The sequence below is a fragment of the Pseudomonas sp. GW460-LB5 genome (assembly GCF_059423245.1).
Map to the genome: position 1 here is coordinate 132796 of NZ_JBWKXT010000005.1, position 14766 is coordinate 147561.

Consider the following 14766-nt stretch of genomic DNA (forward strand, 5'->3'; position numbering starts at 1 on the left):
TGGGACGCGTCGCGTAGGTGATACGTCAGTATTAAAGACTACTGAACAGCGGGAAAATCCCCATCAGCAGTGCGGCGAGCATTATGCACAGGCATACCAGCACTGCCCACTTGAGCGTGAAGCGCTGATGATCGCCGAACTCGATACCGGCCAGGGCCACCAGCAGGTACGTGGAGGGTACCAGCGGGCTGAGCAGGTGTACCGGCTGCCCGACGATCGACGCACGGGCCATTTCCACTGGGGTGATGCCGTAGTGGCTGGCGGCTTCGGCCAGCACGGGCAGTACGCCGTAGTAGAAGGCATCGTTGGACATGAAGAAGGTGAACGGCATGCTCACGATCGCGGTGATTACCGCCAGGTATGGGCCCAGCGCTTCTGGGATGACTGCCAGCAGGCTCTTGGACATGGCGTCGACCATGCCGGTACCCGACAGGATGCCGGTGAAGATGCCGGCGGCGAAGATCAGCCCGGTCACGGCCAGCACGCTGCCAGCGTGGGCGGCTATACGGTCCTTCTGCTGTTGCAGGCACGGGTAGTTGACGATCATGGCGATGCTGAAGGCGATCATGAACAGCACTGGCAGCGGCAGCACACCGGCGATCAGCGCGACCATCAGGGCGGCGGTCAGCGCACCGTTGAAGTACAGCAGTTTGGGCCGACGTGCTTCCGGAAATTGCGAAACGGTGATTTCGCTGTGGTCGATGTCATCGGTCGGCAGGTGCAGCTCGCCCAGGCGGGCACGTTCCCGTTTGCCGTACATGTAGGCAATGGCCAGGATCGCCAGCACGCCGAACAGCATGGCCGGGATCATTGGCACGAAGATGTCCGACGGGTCGACGTGCAGGGCGCTGGCGGCGCGGGCAGTGGGGCCACCCCACGGGGTCATGTTCATGACCCCGCCGGCGAGAATGATGAGGCCGGCCATGATCCGCGGGCTCATCCCCAGGCGGCTGTACATGGGCAGCATGGCGGCGCAGCAGATCATGTAGGTCGTGGCGCCGTCACCGTCGAGGGAGACCACCAAGGCCAGCACGGCAGTGCCGACAGAGACTTTGAGCGGGTCGCCCTTCACCAGCTTCAGGATCTTGCGCACGGCCGGGTCGAACAGGCCAGAGTCGATCATCAGGGCGAAGTACAGGATGGCGAACATCAGCATCACGCCGGTAGGTGCGAGCTTGCTGATGCCTTCGAGCATCATGGGGCCGATCTTGGCAGAAAAGCCCCCGAACAGGGCAAACAGGATGGGTACCAGAATCAACGCGATCAAGGCCGACAGGCGCTTGGTCATGATCAGGTACATGAAGGTGATGACCATGGCAAAGCCGAGGAAGGTCAGCATGGCAATACTCCAGGCGTGGCGCGGCGAAAGGAAAGTCGATTCGGGCGGATCAGCGCGTCAGGCGCTGCGCGGGGAGCATGCGGAGAGGTACTGCAGGAAGGCGGGCACAGGAATACATCAGAATCACCATTGTTGTTGTTGATTGGGCCGGGCGCGGTATTTACCGGCGCCCTGGCTGACCGGTCTTGTGCCGGTAGTGGGGGCTATCCTATGAGGGCAAGCTTTCAGCCAGCTTTCGCTGAAGCAAAGGCGACGAGAGGTAGGTGATGCAGAATGTGACCGAAGGGGGCTGTCATTGCGGCGCCTTGCGTTACCGATTGGAGGGTGACCTGACAGACGTTGCCCACTGCCATTGTACGATCTGCCGCCGGGTAAGCGGCGGGCTGGTGGTCACCTGGCTCACCCTGCCCGGTTCGGGGTTCAAGTGGCTGGCGGGCGAACCCAACTGCTATGTGGCGCCGGCCAGTTGCAACCGGTACTTCTGCGGGCATTGCGGGGCGCATGTGGCGCTGGTGACTACGCACAGCCCTGAGACGGTTGACGTGACGGTGGCGACGCTGGATCACCCGGAGCGGGTGCGGGCCACCCGGCATATCTGGGTGGGTAGCCGGCTGCCCTGGTTGCATCTGGATGAAGCTTTGCCAGAAGAGGATGGCGAAAGCCAGTAAGCAATTGTGCTGGTGCTGCAGGCCCTATCGCCGGCAAGCCAGCTTCTACAGGTACTGCGCAGTACTCAAGGCCTGTGCAGAATGTGTGGGAGCTGGCTTGCCGGCGATAGGGCCGGTACAGCCTTCCTTACAATTGCAGGCCACCCGCAGCTTTATGCAGCGCCCGCAAATGCTCACCGATCTGTTTCACATTGGCCTCGACGGCGGCAATTTCCTTGGCGCGCGATGGCTCCAGCAATGCCCTCACCTCTTTGTCCAGGCTGGTACTCAAGCGCAACAGCTGTGCCTGGCGTTCGCTGCTCACCTGCTCAAGGTGCTTACGCTCCTCGGGTTGTGGCAGCCCGTAGCCTTTGGCATCGAGCAATTCTGCAGGGCGGCTGAGGAAACCGCTGTTCGCGAGCATCTGCTTGAGGGTGGCGTCAGCTTTGTTGATGCTGCCATCTTTCAGCGCCGCTGCATTCAGGTAGCGCTGCTTGACCTCGTCCTGGGCCAGCAGCAACTGCCGGCGCAGGCTGGCCTGTTCCAGCAGCAGCAACGCAGCGCTGGTGCGCAGGTCGGCTTTGGCGAACCAGGGGCGGCGTTGCTCGGCATCCAGGGCCAGCCAGTCTTCCACCAGGGCCTGCTTGATCGGCAGCTGCTTCCTCAGTACCTCGAACATCGCCTGGTAGCGGTCTCGGTAGGAATCGAAGCGGTAGCCAAGGCGTAATGCCTCGCGCGGGTTGTCCAGCACGCTGGTATCGGCCAGCCCCCTGCCCTTGAGCACGGCCAGCAAACCGTTGGGCATGATGCTGTCGAGGTCGTTCAGGCGTGGGTTGGCGGTGCCGCTGCGCAGCAGTTTCAACGACTCCACCGCACAGTTGTTGGACAGGAACCAATAGTTGCCGTCATAGCTCCAGTGCATCTCGGCTGCCTGACGCACCAGGCTCTCGACTTCTTCGCGGCTGAGCCTCAAGGGTACCGAGGCCAGGCTACGCAGTTCGGTCTTGGTGTACTCATCGATCACCTGCCCCAGCGGCAGTACGAACAATCGCGAGGGGTAGACACCGACCAGGCCGTCCCAGCTGGACAGCTGCACATCGTTGACGAAGGCGCGGTACGACAGCACCAGGCTCTGGTCGAGGTCAAGGCGGCAGTCCGGCCCGCGTGGGCGGCCGGGCTTGCAGATCACCAGGCGCAGCATGCTGTGGCCCCAACGGCTGACCAGGTTCTGGTTGGCTTCGGCCAGCAGGTAGTCCACTTCATAGACCCGCTCGGGATCGATTTCACCCAACGGCTGGCGAGCGAAGTCGCTGCCAGCGTTGATGAACGGCAGGCCCTTGGCGCAAGTGTCCTGTTGGGGGGCCCAACCGAAGTGCTCGCGCAGATACTGGTTCAGCGCCGGGCGGCGACAACCGTAGCTCGGGTCGAGGAGAAAATACTCCATGTTGACCGCGATGTACTCCTTGGGGCTGCTCAGTTCATAACTGTCGGGGCTGCGCACGAACTGGCCGTTGTGCTGTTCGCGCTCGCCGCGTCGGCCCACGTACTGCTGCCAGCCAGCCAGGTCGAGCAGGCGCGGGTCGTCGCTAAGGGTGAAGCGGCGCTCGGCTTGGCCGCGGCACGCTTCTGGCAGGCCGATCTTGCCCAGCGTGCCTTGCTGGCGCTTGCAGCGGGCAATCAGCGAATTCTCGGCAGCGGGCCACAGGCGGGCACGGTCGTAGATATGGGTGAGCTCATGCAACACGGTGGCCAGCAGTTCTTCACGCACTGTGCCGTGTGGGCGATTGGTACGCTCGGTTGCGGCGCTGCCGTCGGTGAGGCTGGGCAGCAGGCGACGGTTGAGCTCAAGGGTGGACACCAGCGATGCCTGGCCGTAGGCATCGGCCGGCAGGGTGTCGCTCCAGCTCACCCGCACGCGGCGGTCCAGCTGCTGCTTGAAGCGAGGGGGCAGTTTGCCCATGGCCTCGTCAAGCAGTGCCTGGGTGGCTTGGGTTTGTTGTGGGTCGAGGCCCGATGCCTGCAGCTGGAGCTGCAGGTCGGCCAATGCGGGCGTACCGAGCAGCGTCAGGGCGCAGCCGAGCAGCCAGGTACGCATGCGGTTCACAGCGCGAGGATGGCTTCAGCCAGTACCTGGTCGCTGGCGCCACGTGCTTCAGGCACACGCTCGCGCAGAGTGTTGAAGGCGGCCTCAAGCTGGACACCGCGAATGTCGCCATTGCTGGCGACGAAGCTGGCGGCGTCATCGTGCGCTTCGCGGACTACTTTGGAGTCGCGAATCGAGGTGGTGGTGTCTGAGGTGAAGTCGATCGAGCGGCCAAAGGCACGCACGATGATGTTGCTGGTGGCCACCAAGGTCTGTGCATGGGCCAGGTCGGCCAGCAGCAACATGCCGAGGCTAGCGGCAATCAGCGGTTTACGCATGGAGCATCTCCGAAAAAATACAGGGAGTCAGATGTAGCTATTGGACGAGAATTGCCTGCGCCAGTTCCAGGTCGCCGACGGCGTGCTGTGAACAATTGTGGCGTAATGATTCCAGCGCGGCTTCCAGCCGAACACCGCGGATCTGGCCGTCGCTGGCAACGAAGGCAGCAGCATCATCGCGCGCCTGGCGAACCAGCTTGCGATCGAACGGTGCGCTGGTGACCTGGCTGGTGACATAGCCAGTGATGACCATGCCTTGCGTGGTGGTATCCATGGCATGGGCACTGGCCATACCTGCAACAGAGAACAGCAGTGGCAACAGATAACGCATGGGCTCTACAACGGCTGGGAACGTGGGTGACAGAAGCGCGTGTAACTGGGCAGGTGCTGAGCAGCGCAGTTGCACGGCTTATTCGGGGTCAGAGCGCCAGGATAGCCTGGGCCAATTGCGCGTCGCTGGCTTGCAGGTCAGGCATCTGCGAACGGATGTGCAAAAAAGCGCTTTCCAGCTTGGCCCCACGGATGTCGCCCTGGCTGCCAACGAAGCTGGCGGCGTCGTCACGGGCGGCCTGCACGATCTTGTCGTCTTTGAACGAAGAGGTGACGTCGGAAGTGGCATCGGTGGATGCGGCCACTGCGCCGACAACGGCGTCGGTGGTGACAACGAAGCTGGTGGCGTTTGCGGTGCCGGCCAGGCTCAGCATCAGGGCGGCGCCAATCAGGTATTTACGGGACATGATGGTGGACTCCTGGACTAGGGTCGGGTGGTGGTGCTTATCGGACGCTGACACAGCTCGTCACGGTACGTTTAACAGCGGCTTTCAACAGACTGTTAAGCCAAGCGTATCACGCGCCGTTGTTTGTGGAAGTTAATGAACGGCACGCCAGTAAACTGTGCTGGCTTGTTTTGTGTTTATGAAAACTGTACCTATTGACCTTGAAGCGCTCTGCCGTGCGGCCTGGACATAAAAAAACCCGTCGCAGTCACCTGCAACGGGTTTGGGAATTCGCGGTGCCGGCCTAAGCCGGCAAGCCGGTGCTTAGCGCCAGAAAGGCTTGCTCAGCTCTTCGTAACGCTGCGACTCGCTGATACCGGCGTCGGCCAGCAGACGGCTGTCCAGGCGAGCCAGTTGACGGCGGCTGGCCATACGGCGCTGCCACAGCAGCAGGGTAGACAGCGCGCGCAGCGGCATCGAGGTGTTGGATTGCTGAGCGTTGCTTTCAAAAACCAGACCGGAACTGAGGGTACGTTCCATGATGCTTCATCCTTCCGCTTATGGCGGGATTAGGTAGTGATTTAACTGATGCCAATGATCCTCCTCTGCTGTCCATAACAGTAGATACAGTTCTGTAGTAAGACGATGGCTCAGTTAACTGTGTAACCCTACTGTTGCACTCGAAAATGGCGTAACTGTACCGGTCCGCACTTTGTTGGTGCGTTTTAACGTTGGATAGCGGCGTTTACAGGTATAGCGAGGCAAGGCAACCAGTACAGTAGTACACTTTTATTTAGTCGCAGTAAATGGGTGTACGAGTAGAAGGATTTGACTGTCATGGCCCTTTTGCGGGTTTGCCCGCGAAGAGGCCGGAACAGCAGAAGCAGGGCTGCTGTTCCGTCCGGTATTTGGGTCAGCTAGCCAGCATACGACCAGTTTCTTCCAGATTTTCGTGCCAGCTCAGCGCTTCGCGCAGGATGTGCGGGGTATGGCCGCCACGCTGGCACGCACGCTCGAAGTAATCGTTCAGCGCAGCGCGGTAGTCCGGGTGCACACAGTTGTCGATGATCGCCCGTGCCCGCTCGCGAGGCGCCAGGCCACGCAGGTCGGCCAGGCCTTGCTCGGTAACCAGGATGTCTACGTCATGCTCGGTGTGGTCGACATGGCTGACCATCGGCACCACGCTGGAAATCGCGCCGCCCTTGGCAATCGACTTGGTGACGAATACGGCCAGGTGGGCGTTGCGGGCGAAGTCACCCGAGCCGCCGATGCCGTTCATCATCCGGGTGCCGCACACGTGGGTGGAGTTGACGTTGCCGTAGATATCGAACTCCAGTGCGGTGTTGATCCCAATGATCCCCAGACGACGTACCACTTCCGGGTGGTTGGAGATTTCTTGCGGGCGCAGCACCAGCTTGTCCTTGTATCGCTCCAGGTTGCCGAAAACGTCGGCATTGCGGCGGCCGGACAAGGTGATCGAGCTGCCCGACGCGAAGCTCAGCTTGCCGGCGTCGATCAGGTCGAAGGTGGAGTCCTGCAGTACTTCGGAGTACATGGTCAGGTCTTCGAACGGCGACTCGATCAGGCCGCACATCACCGCGTTGGCGATGCTGCCAATACCGGCTTGCAGTGGGCCGAGCTTGTTAGTCATGCGGCCAGCTTCAACTTCATTCTTGAGGAAGTTGATCAGGTGGTCGGCGATGCCTTGGGTTTCGTCATCCGGCGGCAGTACGGTGGACGGGGAGTCCGGCTGGTTGCTGATGACAATGCCGACAATCTTGGCCGGGTCGATCGGGATGGCGGTGCTGCCGATGCGGTCGTCGACCTTGACCAGTGGGATTGGCGTGCGGGTCGGGCGGTAGGTCGGGATGTAGATATCGTGCAGGCCTTCGAGGTTGGGGTTGTGCGAGAGGTTGATCTCGACAATCACCTGCTTGGCAAAGATCGCGAAACTGGCCGAGTTGCCTACCGACGTGGTTGGCACGATGTGGCCTTGCTCGGTGATGGCCACGGCCTCGATCACCGCAATGTCCGGAAGCTTTAGCTGCTGGTTGCGCAGTTGTTCGACAGTTTCCGACAGGTGCTGGTCGATGAACATCACCTGGCCGTCGTTGATGGCCTTGCGCAGGGTGCTGTCAACCTGGAACGGCATGCGGCGAGCCAGCACACCGGCCTCGGTCAGCTGCTTGTCCAGGTCGTTGCCCAGGCTGGCGCCGGTCATCAGGCTGATTTTCAGTGGCGACTGCTTGGCACGTTCGGCCAGGGCATGCGGTACGGCCTTGGCTTCGCCGGCGCGGGTGAAACCGCTCATGCCGACGGTCATGCCGTCCTCGATCAGACCAGCGGCATCAGCCGCACTCATTACCTTGCTGTGCAGGGAGGACAAGCGGATACGATCACGGTACATGGATTGTTATCTCGGGCTACTGAAACTACTGCAGCGCAGTCTAGAGATTTCGCCCATTGCCGTCCCACGACCATGGTCGTATGAGAAGCCTTGAAGTCGAGCCGTTGATCCGGATCAATAAAAGGAAAGCCCCGGCAGAATCTGACCGGGGCGTCCTTTATATCAGTTGGTTTGCAGCCGTGGTTTTCACTCCACGGCCTTCACCATGTCCTCGATGACTTTCTTGGCGTCACCAAACACCATCATGGTCTTGTCCAGGTAGAACAGTTCGTTGTCCAGGCCGGCATAGCCGCTGGCCATGGAGCGCTTGTTGACGATGATGGTCTTGGCTTTGAACGCTTCGAGGATTGGCATACCGGCAATTGGCGATTTGGGGTCGTTCTTCGCCGCCGGGTTGACCACATCGTTGGCGCCCAGCACCAGCACCACGTCGGCCTGGCCGAATTCGGCGTTGATGTCGTCCATCTCGAACACCTGATCGTACGGTACTTCGGCTTCGGCCAGCAGCACGTTCATGTGCCCGGGCATGCGGCCCGCCACGGGGTGGATGGCGTACTTCACGGTCACGCCGTTGTGGGTCAGCTTCTCGGTCAGCTCCTTCAGCGCGTGCTGGGCACGGGCCACCGCCAAGCCGTATCCCGGGACGATGATCACGCTGTCGGCGTTGCTGAGCAAGAAGGTGGCATCGTCGGCCGAACCGGACTTCACGGGGCGCTGCTCTTTCGAGCCTTGTGCCGCGCCGGCATCGGTATCGCCGCCAAAGCCCCCAAGGATGACGTTGAAGAACGACCGGTTCATCGCCTTGCACATGATGTACGAGAGGATGGCACCGGACGAACCCACCAGGGAGCCTGCGATGATCAGCATCGAATTGTTCAGGGAGAAGCCGATACCGGCCGCCGCCCAGCCCGAATAGCTGTTGAGCATCGACACCACCACGGGCATGTCGGCGCCGCCGATCGGGATGATGATCAGCACGCCCATGACGAAGGCCAGGGCCAGCATCAGGGTGAAGGCGCTGTAATGACCAGTGAAGGTGAACAGCAGGCCCAGGGCGATGGTGGTCAGGCCCAGGATCAGGTTCAGCTTGTGCTGGCCGGGGAACTGTACCGGTGCGCCCTGGAACAGGCGGAACTTGTACTTGCCCGACAATTTGCCGAAGGCGATCACCGAACCGGAGAAGGTGATTGCACCGATGGCTGCGCCGAGGAATAGCTCCAGGCGGTTACCGGTGGGGATCGGGTCGGTGATTGCGGCAACGATGCCCATCGACTGCGGCTCCAGCACGGCGGCGATGGCGATGAACACCGCAGCCAGGCCGATCATGCTGTGCATGAAGGCGACCAGTTCCGGCATCTTGGTCATCTCGACGCGCTTGGCCATGATCGAACCCGCGGTACCACCGACCAGCAGGCCGACGATGACATAGCCAATACCGGCGGTGGCCAGCTCGGCGCCCAGCTTATAGATGAGGCCAACCGTGGTGAGCATGGCGATGCCCATGCCGATCATGCCGAACAGGTTGCCGCGCCGTGAGGTGGTTGGGTGCGACAGGCCCTTGAGCGCCTGGATGAAGCACACCGAAGCGACCAGGTACAGAAGTGTTACCAGATTCATGCTCATGCTTACTTCTGCCCCTCGTTCTTGGCTTTCTTCTTGAACATCTCAAGCATGCGGCGGGTGACCAGGAAGCCACCGAACACATTGACCGCAGCCAGGGCTACGGCGAGAGTGCCCATGAGCTTGCCGGCTGGGGTCACAGTCAGCGCGGCAGCAAGCATGGCGCCGACGATTACGATGGCAGAGATGGCATTGGTCACGGCCATCAGCGGCGTGTGCAACGCCGGGGTGACGTTCCACACCACGTGGTAGCCCACATAGATGGCCAGCACGAAGATGATCAGGTTGTAGATGCCATGGGAAATCAGCATGTCTTCCATTGTCGTGCTCCTTAGCCGTTCTTGCGGACGACTTGACCATCACGGCACATGAGGCAGGCCGCGACGATGTCGTCTTCGAGGTTGATGACCAGTGCGCCGTCCTTGTCGAACAGCAGTTTCATGAAGTCCAGCAGGTTGCGCGCATACAGCGCCGAGGCATCGGCACCCAGCTGGGCCGGCAGGTTGGTCGGGCCGACGATGGTCACGCCATTCTCCCGTACTACCTGATCAGCAACGGTGAGTGGGCAGTTGCCACCCTGGGCTGCGGCGAGGTCGATGACCACCGAGCCGGGCTTCATCTGCGCCACGGTCTCGGCACTGAGCAGGGTCGGAGCCTTGCGGCCGGGGATCAGTGCGGTGGTAATGACGATGTCCGCCTGCCTGGCTCGCTCGTGCACGGCTTGGGCCTGGCGTTGCATCCAGCTGGCTGGCATCGGTCTGGCGTAACCGCCGACGCCTTCGGCGCACTCGCGCTCCTCATCGGTCTCGTAAGGCACGTCGATGAACTTGGCACCCAGCGACTCGATTTGCTCCTTCACTGCCGGGCGTACGTCGGACGCTTCGATCACCGCACCCAGGCGCTTGGCGGTGGCGATGGCCTGCAGGCCGGCAACGCCCGCCCCCAGGATCAGCACGCGCGCGGCCTTCACGGTACCTGCAGCGGTCATCAGCATGGGCATGAAGCGTGGGTAGTGATGGGCCGCCAGCAACACAGCTTTGTAACCCGCGATGTTGGCCTGTGACGACAGCACGTCGAGGCTCTGCGCCCGCGAGGTGCGGGGAGCGGCTTCCAGGGCGAAAGCGGTGATTCCGCGTTCGGCCATCTTGGCGATCAGTTCGCTGTTGAAGGGGTTGAGCATGCCCGCCAGGAGGCTGCCACTGTTGATCAGGGCCAGCTCCTGGTCGTTGGGTGCGACCACTTTGAGTACCAATTGGGCGCCGTATGCATCGGCTGCGCTCCCTAGGGAAGCGCCTGCGGCCTCATAGGCACTGTCCGGAATGCTGGCGTTGAGCCCTGCCCCCCGTTGGACGGTGACCTGATGGCCTTGGCCAATCAGTTTCTTGATGGTTTCCGGGGTCGTAGCGACCCTTGTCTCACCGGTCTGCGTCTCGAGAGGAACACCAATGTGCACGACTATTTCTCCTGCGGTGACCTTTTGTCTTTGTATGAGCCAGCACACTTCGGATGGTGCGCTGGGGCGGCTGTGGAGCGCCGACCCGCCGATTCCCGGGCGGGCGAAGCATTTTGCAGACGAACCCGGGGGCCTTCAACCGGTTATGGAGCGAAACGAAGTCAAAACTACAAGTCACCCTGTGACCGCTTGTCGCAGCGGTAAGGCTCCAGCCCGTCAAGCATGGGCTATTGGCAGATTAGGAGAAAAAATCAAAAATATTTGGGTTGATACGCTTACGGCACGGTGAATGTCGCAAAATCACCCGCAAAGCCGCGTGGTTAGCAGGGTTAAAGGGTATTTCCAGGCGGGCATAACAGTTTATGGATATGCGACAAATACATATATCTGTAGGTGTTTAAAATAATTGACTACAGGGTCAATTTGTCGCACTTCATCAAGCTGTTGCGGTGTAGGCCCAGGCCTGGCTCACCAGCCAGTCTCGGAAGGCGCGCAGCGAAGCTGACTCTACCTTGCGATCCGGAATCATCAGATAGTAGGCCTTGTCGCTGATCAGGGCATGCCTGTTAGCGACCACCAGCCTACCCTCCCCCAACTCGCGCTGGATCAGGAACGGTGGGATCAGTGCGACCCCCATTTCATGTATGGCCGCCTGGGCGAGCATCGAGAATAGTTCATAACGCGGGCCTGTCATGTCGCGTGGCACATTCATCCCTAGGCTGCCGAACCACTGCCGCCAGGCATAGGGGCGCGTGCTTTGCTGCAGCAGTGGCAGTTGGGCGATGCGCTGTGCTTCGAGTATGCCCTGCCCGGCCAGCAATGCCGGGCTGCAGACGGGGACCGGGTTCTCCCCCATCAGCCGGTGCGACTGGGTGCCGGACCAGTCGGCATCACCGAAATAGATTGCGGCATCGAAGGGGGTGTCGGCGAACAGGAATGGCCGGGTGCGGTTGGTGAGGTTGACCGTCACCTCTGGGTGGCGTTGCTGGAAGTCCTTGAGGCGCGGAAGCAGCCATTGGGTACCAAAGGTAGGCACTACGGCCAGCTCGATCACGCTGGCGCCCTGCTGACCCATCACCGACAGGGTGTCGCGCTCTACCGCATCCAGTTGAGCGGCAACCTGACGACTGTAGGACAGGCCGGCCTCGGTCAGCTTCACGCCGCGGCGGGAACGGCGGAACAGTTCCACATTCAGAAAAGCCTCGAGGCCGCCGATCTGCCGGCAAACGGCACCCTGGGTCAGGGCGAGTTCCTGGGCGGCCTTGGTAAAGCTCTCGTTGCGTGCCGCCGCCTCGAAGCAAACCAGAGCGGTGGTACTGGGGATCTTGCGGCGCATGTACGTCAACCTCACTCGTAAGGCTGTCTTTGTGGTGTCTTGCCGATTTACGAAGTGACAAATTATCACTAATTGGTGCGCAATCCTCGTTTGTCCCGGCGGCCGATCAGGCCTAGGCTCAAACGCACAAGAAACTGCCCCCTATTACGAGGATTTCGCTCATGGCCGGTAAAGCAAGCTTCCACTGGATCGACCCACTGCTGCTGGATCAACAGCTCACTGAAGAAGAGCGCATGGTGCGTGACAGCGCTTATCAGTTCGCCCAGGACAAGCTTGCCCCGCGTGTGCTCGAGGCTTTCCGCCACGAGCAGACCGACCCGGCGATCTTCCGGGAGATGGGTGAAGTCGGCCTGCTGGGTGCCACCATTCCCGAACAGTACGGTGGCAGTGGCCTGAACTACGTGTGCTATGGGCTGATTGCCCGAGAGGTCGAGCGTATCGACTCGGGCTACCGTTCGATGATGAGCGTGCAGTCGTCGCTGGTGATGGTGCCCATCAATGAATTTGGTACCGAGGCCCAAAAGCAGAAGTACTTGCCCAAGCTGGCCAGTGGCGAGTGGATCGGTTGTTTTGGTCTGACCGAGCCCAACCACGGCTCCGACCCTGGCTCGATGATCACACGTGCCAGGAAGGTCGACGGCGGCTACCGTCTGACCGGCAGCAAGATGTGGATCACCAACAGCCCGATCGCTGATGTGTTCGTGGTGTGGGCCAAGGACGATGCAGGGGATATCCGCGGCTTTGTCCTGGAGAAGGGCTGGCAGGGCCTCAGTGCCCCGGCCATTCATGGCAAGGTCGGCCTGCGTGCCTCGATCACCGGTGAAGTTGTCATGGACAATGTGTTCGTGCCAGAAGAGAACATCTTCCCGGATGTGCGCGGCCTCAAAGGCCCGTTCACCTGTCTCAACTCTGCCCGTTACGGCATCTCGTGGGGGGCGTTGGGTGCGGCCGAGGCGTGCTGGCACACCGCGCGTCAGTACACCTTGGACCGTCAGCAGTTCGGCCGCCCCCTGGCTGCCAACCAGCTGATCCAGAAAAAGCTGGCCGACATGCAGACCGAAATCACCCTGGCGCTGCAAGGCTGCCTGCGCCTGGGGCGCATGAAGGATGAAGGTACCGCTGCTGTGGAAATTACCTCGATCATGAAGCGCAATTCCTGCGGCAAGGCGCTGGATATCGCTCGCATGGCGCGCGACATGCTGGGTGGCAACGGCATTTCCGATGAGTTTGGCGTGGCCCGTCATCTGGTAAACCTGGAGGTGGTCAACACCTATGAAGGTACTCACGACGTGCATGCACTGATCCTGGGGCGTGCGCAGACCGGTATCCAGGCCTTCTATTAATAAGGAGCCAGCCCATGGGCGCGCTATCACATCTGCGGGTGCTGGACCTTTCGCGCGTGTTGGCCGGCCCATGGTCTGGCCAGATTCTCGCTGACCTGGGCGCTGACGTTATAAAGGTGGAGCGCCCGGGCAGTGGTGACGATACCCGCGCGTGGGGGCCGCCTTTCCTCAAGGATGCCGAGGGTGAAAACACCAGCGAGGCGGCTTACTACCTGTCGGCCAACCGTAACAAGCGTTCGGTGACCATCGACTTCACCCGGCCTGAAGGGCAGCGCCTGGTGCGTGAGTTGGCGGCGAAGTCCGATATTGTCATCGAGAACTTCAAGGTGGGTGGTTTGGCGGCCTATGGGCTGGACTACCAGAGCCTGAAGGCGATCAACCCGCAGCTTATCTATTGCTCCATTACCGGTTTCGGCCAGACCGGCCCGTATGCCAAGCGTGCGGGTTATGACTTCATGATCCAGGGGCTGGGTGGGCTGATGAGCCTGACCGGCCGCCCGGAGGGTGAGGAAGGCGCGGGGCCGGTCAAAGTGGGTGTGGCGCTTACCGACATCCTTACCGGGCTGTACTCAACGGTGGCCATGCTTGCCGCCCTTGCCCATCGGGCGCAGACCGGGGTGGGCCAGCATGTCGACATGGCGTTGCTCGATGTACAGGTAGCCTGCCTGGCGAACCAGGCCATGAATTACCTGACCACGGGCAACCCGCCTCGGCGCCTGGGCAATGCGCATCCCAATATAGTGCCCTACCAGGACTTCCCGACGGCGGATGGCGACTTCATTCTTACCGTGGGCAACGACAGCCAGTTCCGCAAATTCGCAGAAGTGGCCGGGCAGCCACAATGGGCGGACGATCCACGCTTCCTGACCAATAAGCAGCGGGTGGCCAACAGGGCCGAGCTGATTCCACTGATCCGCCAGGCCACAGTATTCAAGACAACCGCCGAATGGGTTGCCCAGCTGGAGGCTGCTGGGGTGCCGTGCGGGCCTATCAATGACCTGGCTCAGATGTTTCAGGACCCACAGGTGCTGGCGCGTGGGTTGGCGGTGAACATTCCGCATCCATTGGCGGGTAGCGTGCCGCAGGTAGCCAGCCCTATACGGTTGTCGGAGACGCCGGTGGAGTACCGACGGGCGCCGCCGCTGCTGGGTGAGCATACCGAGGCGGTACTGGGGGAAGTGCTGGGGCTGGAGGCAGGTGAGGTGCAGCGCTTGCGGGAGGCCGGCGTGCTGTAGAAGCGGCGGGTGCTATATAAAAGCAGGGAGGCCGCCAGGCCTCCCTGCTTTGCTTTTCAGCGATATTACGGTTTCTTGAAATTAATGGTTGACGCCCTTTCGAATCCCCTTATAATGCGCCCCACTTCCAGCGACATCGGAACGACAAACTCCTTGAGATTCAATGAGTTAGGTAGTTAAGGTGGCGTTGAAAGGGCTACGATCGAAAGATCGCAAGCGGTTGAAATGGTGGTTGACAGCGCTTCTAAA

Annotated in this window: 14 protein-coding genes; 3 read left to right on the top strand and 11 right to left on the bottom strand. The window is 61.1% G+C overall.

Annotated elements, in window-relative coordinates:
- Positions 1-31: 31 nt before the first annotated feature.
- Entirely contained in the window at positions 32-1339 is a 1308-nt protein-coding gene (locus AC07XM_RS05970; protein WP_023047261.1) for a CitMHS family transporter, read from the bottom strand.
- Positions 1340-1605: 266 nt separating this feature from the next.
- On the opposite strand from AC07XM_RS05970, the gene AC07XM_RS05975 reads away from it, so the two are divergent.
- A complete protein-coding gene (locus tag AC07XM_RS05975) occupies positions 1606-2007 on the top strand; it encodes a GFA family protein (RefSeq protein ID WP_016484300.1) in 402 nt (133 codons plus the stop codon).
- Positions 2008-2134: 127 nt separating this feature from the next.
- Here AC07XM_RS05975 and AC07XM_RS05980 read toward each other — a convergent pair whose 3' ends face one another.
- The 10 genes from AC07XM_RS05980 to AC07XM_RS06025 form a co-directional block, all read right to left on the bottom strand.
- Positions 2135-4090: a DUF7844 domain-containing protein gene (locus AC07XM_RS05980; protein ID WP_024717860.1), complete on the bottom strand. Its 1956-nt coding sequence runs from the start codon at positions 4088-4090 to the stop codon at positions 2135-2137.
- Positions 4087-4407, bottom strand: a complete 321-nt coding sequence (locus tag AC07XM_RS05985; protein ID WP_016484302.1) for a DUF2388 domain-containing protein — start codon at positions 4405-4407, stop codon at positions 4087-4089. The genes AC07XM_RS05980 and AC07XM_RS05985 overlap by 4 nt, the downstream gene beginning before the upstream one ends.
- 37 nt (positions 4408-4444) lie before the next feature.
- A complete protein-coding gene (locus AC07XM_RS05990) occupies positions 4445-4738 on the bottom strand; it encodes a DUF2388 domain-containing protein (RefSeq protein WP_016484303.1) in 294 nt (97 codons plus the stop codon).
- 88 nt (positions 4739-4826) lie between these two features.
- Positions 4827-5144, bottom strand: coding sequence for a DUF2388 domain-containing protein (locus tag AC07XM_RS05995; RefSeq protein WP_016484304.1), 318 nt, complete (start codon positions 5142-5144; stop codon positions 4827-4829).
- Between the two features lie 303 nt (positions 5145-5447).
- Positions 5448-5663, bottom strand: a complete 216-nt coding sequence (locus AC07XM_RS06000; RefSeq protein ID WP_016484305.1) for a DUF1127 domain-containing protein — start codon at positions 5661-5663, stop codon at positions 5448-5450.
- Between the two features lie 373 nt (positions 5664-6036).
- Positions 6037-7530 (bottom strand): succinyl-CoA:acetate CoA-transferase ScpC, encoded by a 1494-nt coding sequence (gene scpC / locus AC07XM_RS06005; protein WP_102689255.1) that lies wholly within the window; start codon positions 7528-7530, stop codon positions 6037-6039.
- Positions 7531-7716: 186 nt separating this feature from the next.
- Positions 7717-9153 carry an NAD(P)(+) transhydrogenase (Re/Si-specific) subunit beta gene (locus AC07XM_RS06010; protein ID WP_016484307.1) on the bottom strand — a complete coding sequence of 479 codons (1437 nt, stop codon included), beginning with the start codon at positions 9151-9153 and terminating at the stop codon, positions 7717-7719.
- Between the two features lie 2 nt (positions 9154-9155).
- Entirely contained in the window at positions 9156-9470 is a 315-nt protein-coding gene (locus AC07XM_RS06015) for an NAD(P) transhydrogenase subunit alpha part 2 (RefSeq protein ID WP_016484308.1), read from the bottom strand.
- A gap of 11 nt (positions 9471-9481) precedes the next feature.
- On the bottom strand, positions 9482-10603 hold the full coding sequence (locus AC07XM_RS06020) for a Re/Si-specific NAD(P)(+) transhydrogenase subunit alpha (protein WP_102689256.1): 1122 nt from the start codon (positions 10601-10603) through the stop codon (positions 9482-9484).
- 436 nt (positions 10604-11039) lie between these two features.
- On the bottom strand, positions 11040-11939 hold the full coding sequence (locus AC07XM_RS06025) for a LysR family transcriptional regulator (protein WP_016484310.1): 900 nt from the start codon (positions 11937-11939) through the stop codon (positions 11040-11042).
- 161 nt (positions 11940-12100) lie between these two features.
- Between AC07XM_RS06025 and AC07XM_RS06030 the strand changes: the two genes are divergently transcribed.
- A complete protein-coding gene (locus AC07XM_RS06030; protein WP_016484311.1) occupies positions 12101-13282 on the top strand; it encodes an acyl-CoA dehydrogenase in 1182 nt (393 codons plus the stop codon).
- Positions 13283-13296: 14 nt separating this feature from the next.
- On the top strand, positions 13297-14517 hold the full coding sequence (locus AC07XM_RS06035) for a CaiB/BaiF CoA transferase family protein (RefSeq protein ID WP_016484312.1): 1221 nt from the start codon (positions 13297-13299) through the stop codon (positions 14515-14517).
- The last annotated feature ends 249 nt before the right edge of the window (positions 14518-14766 follow it).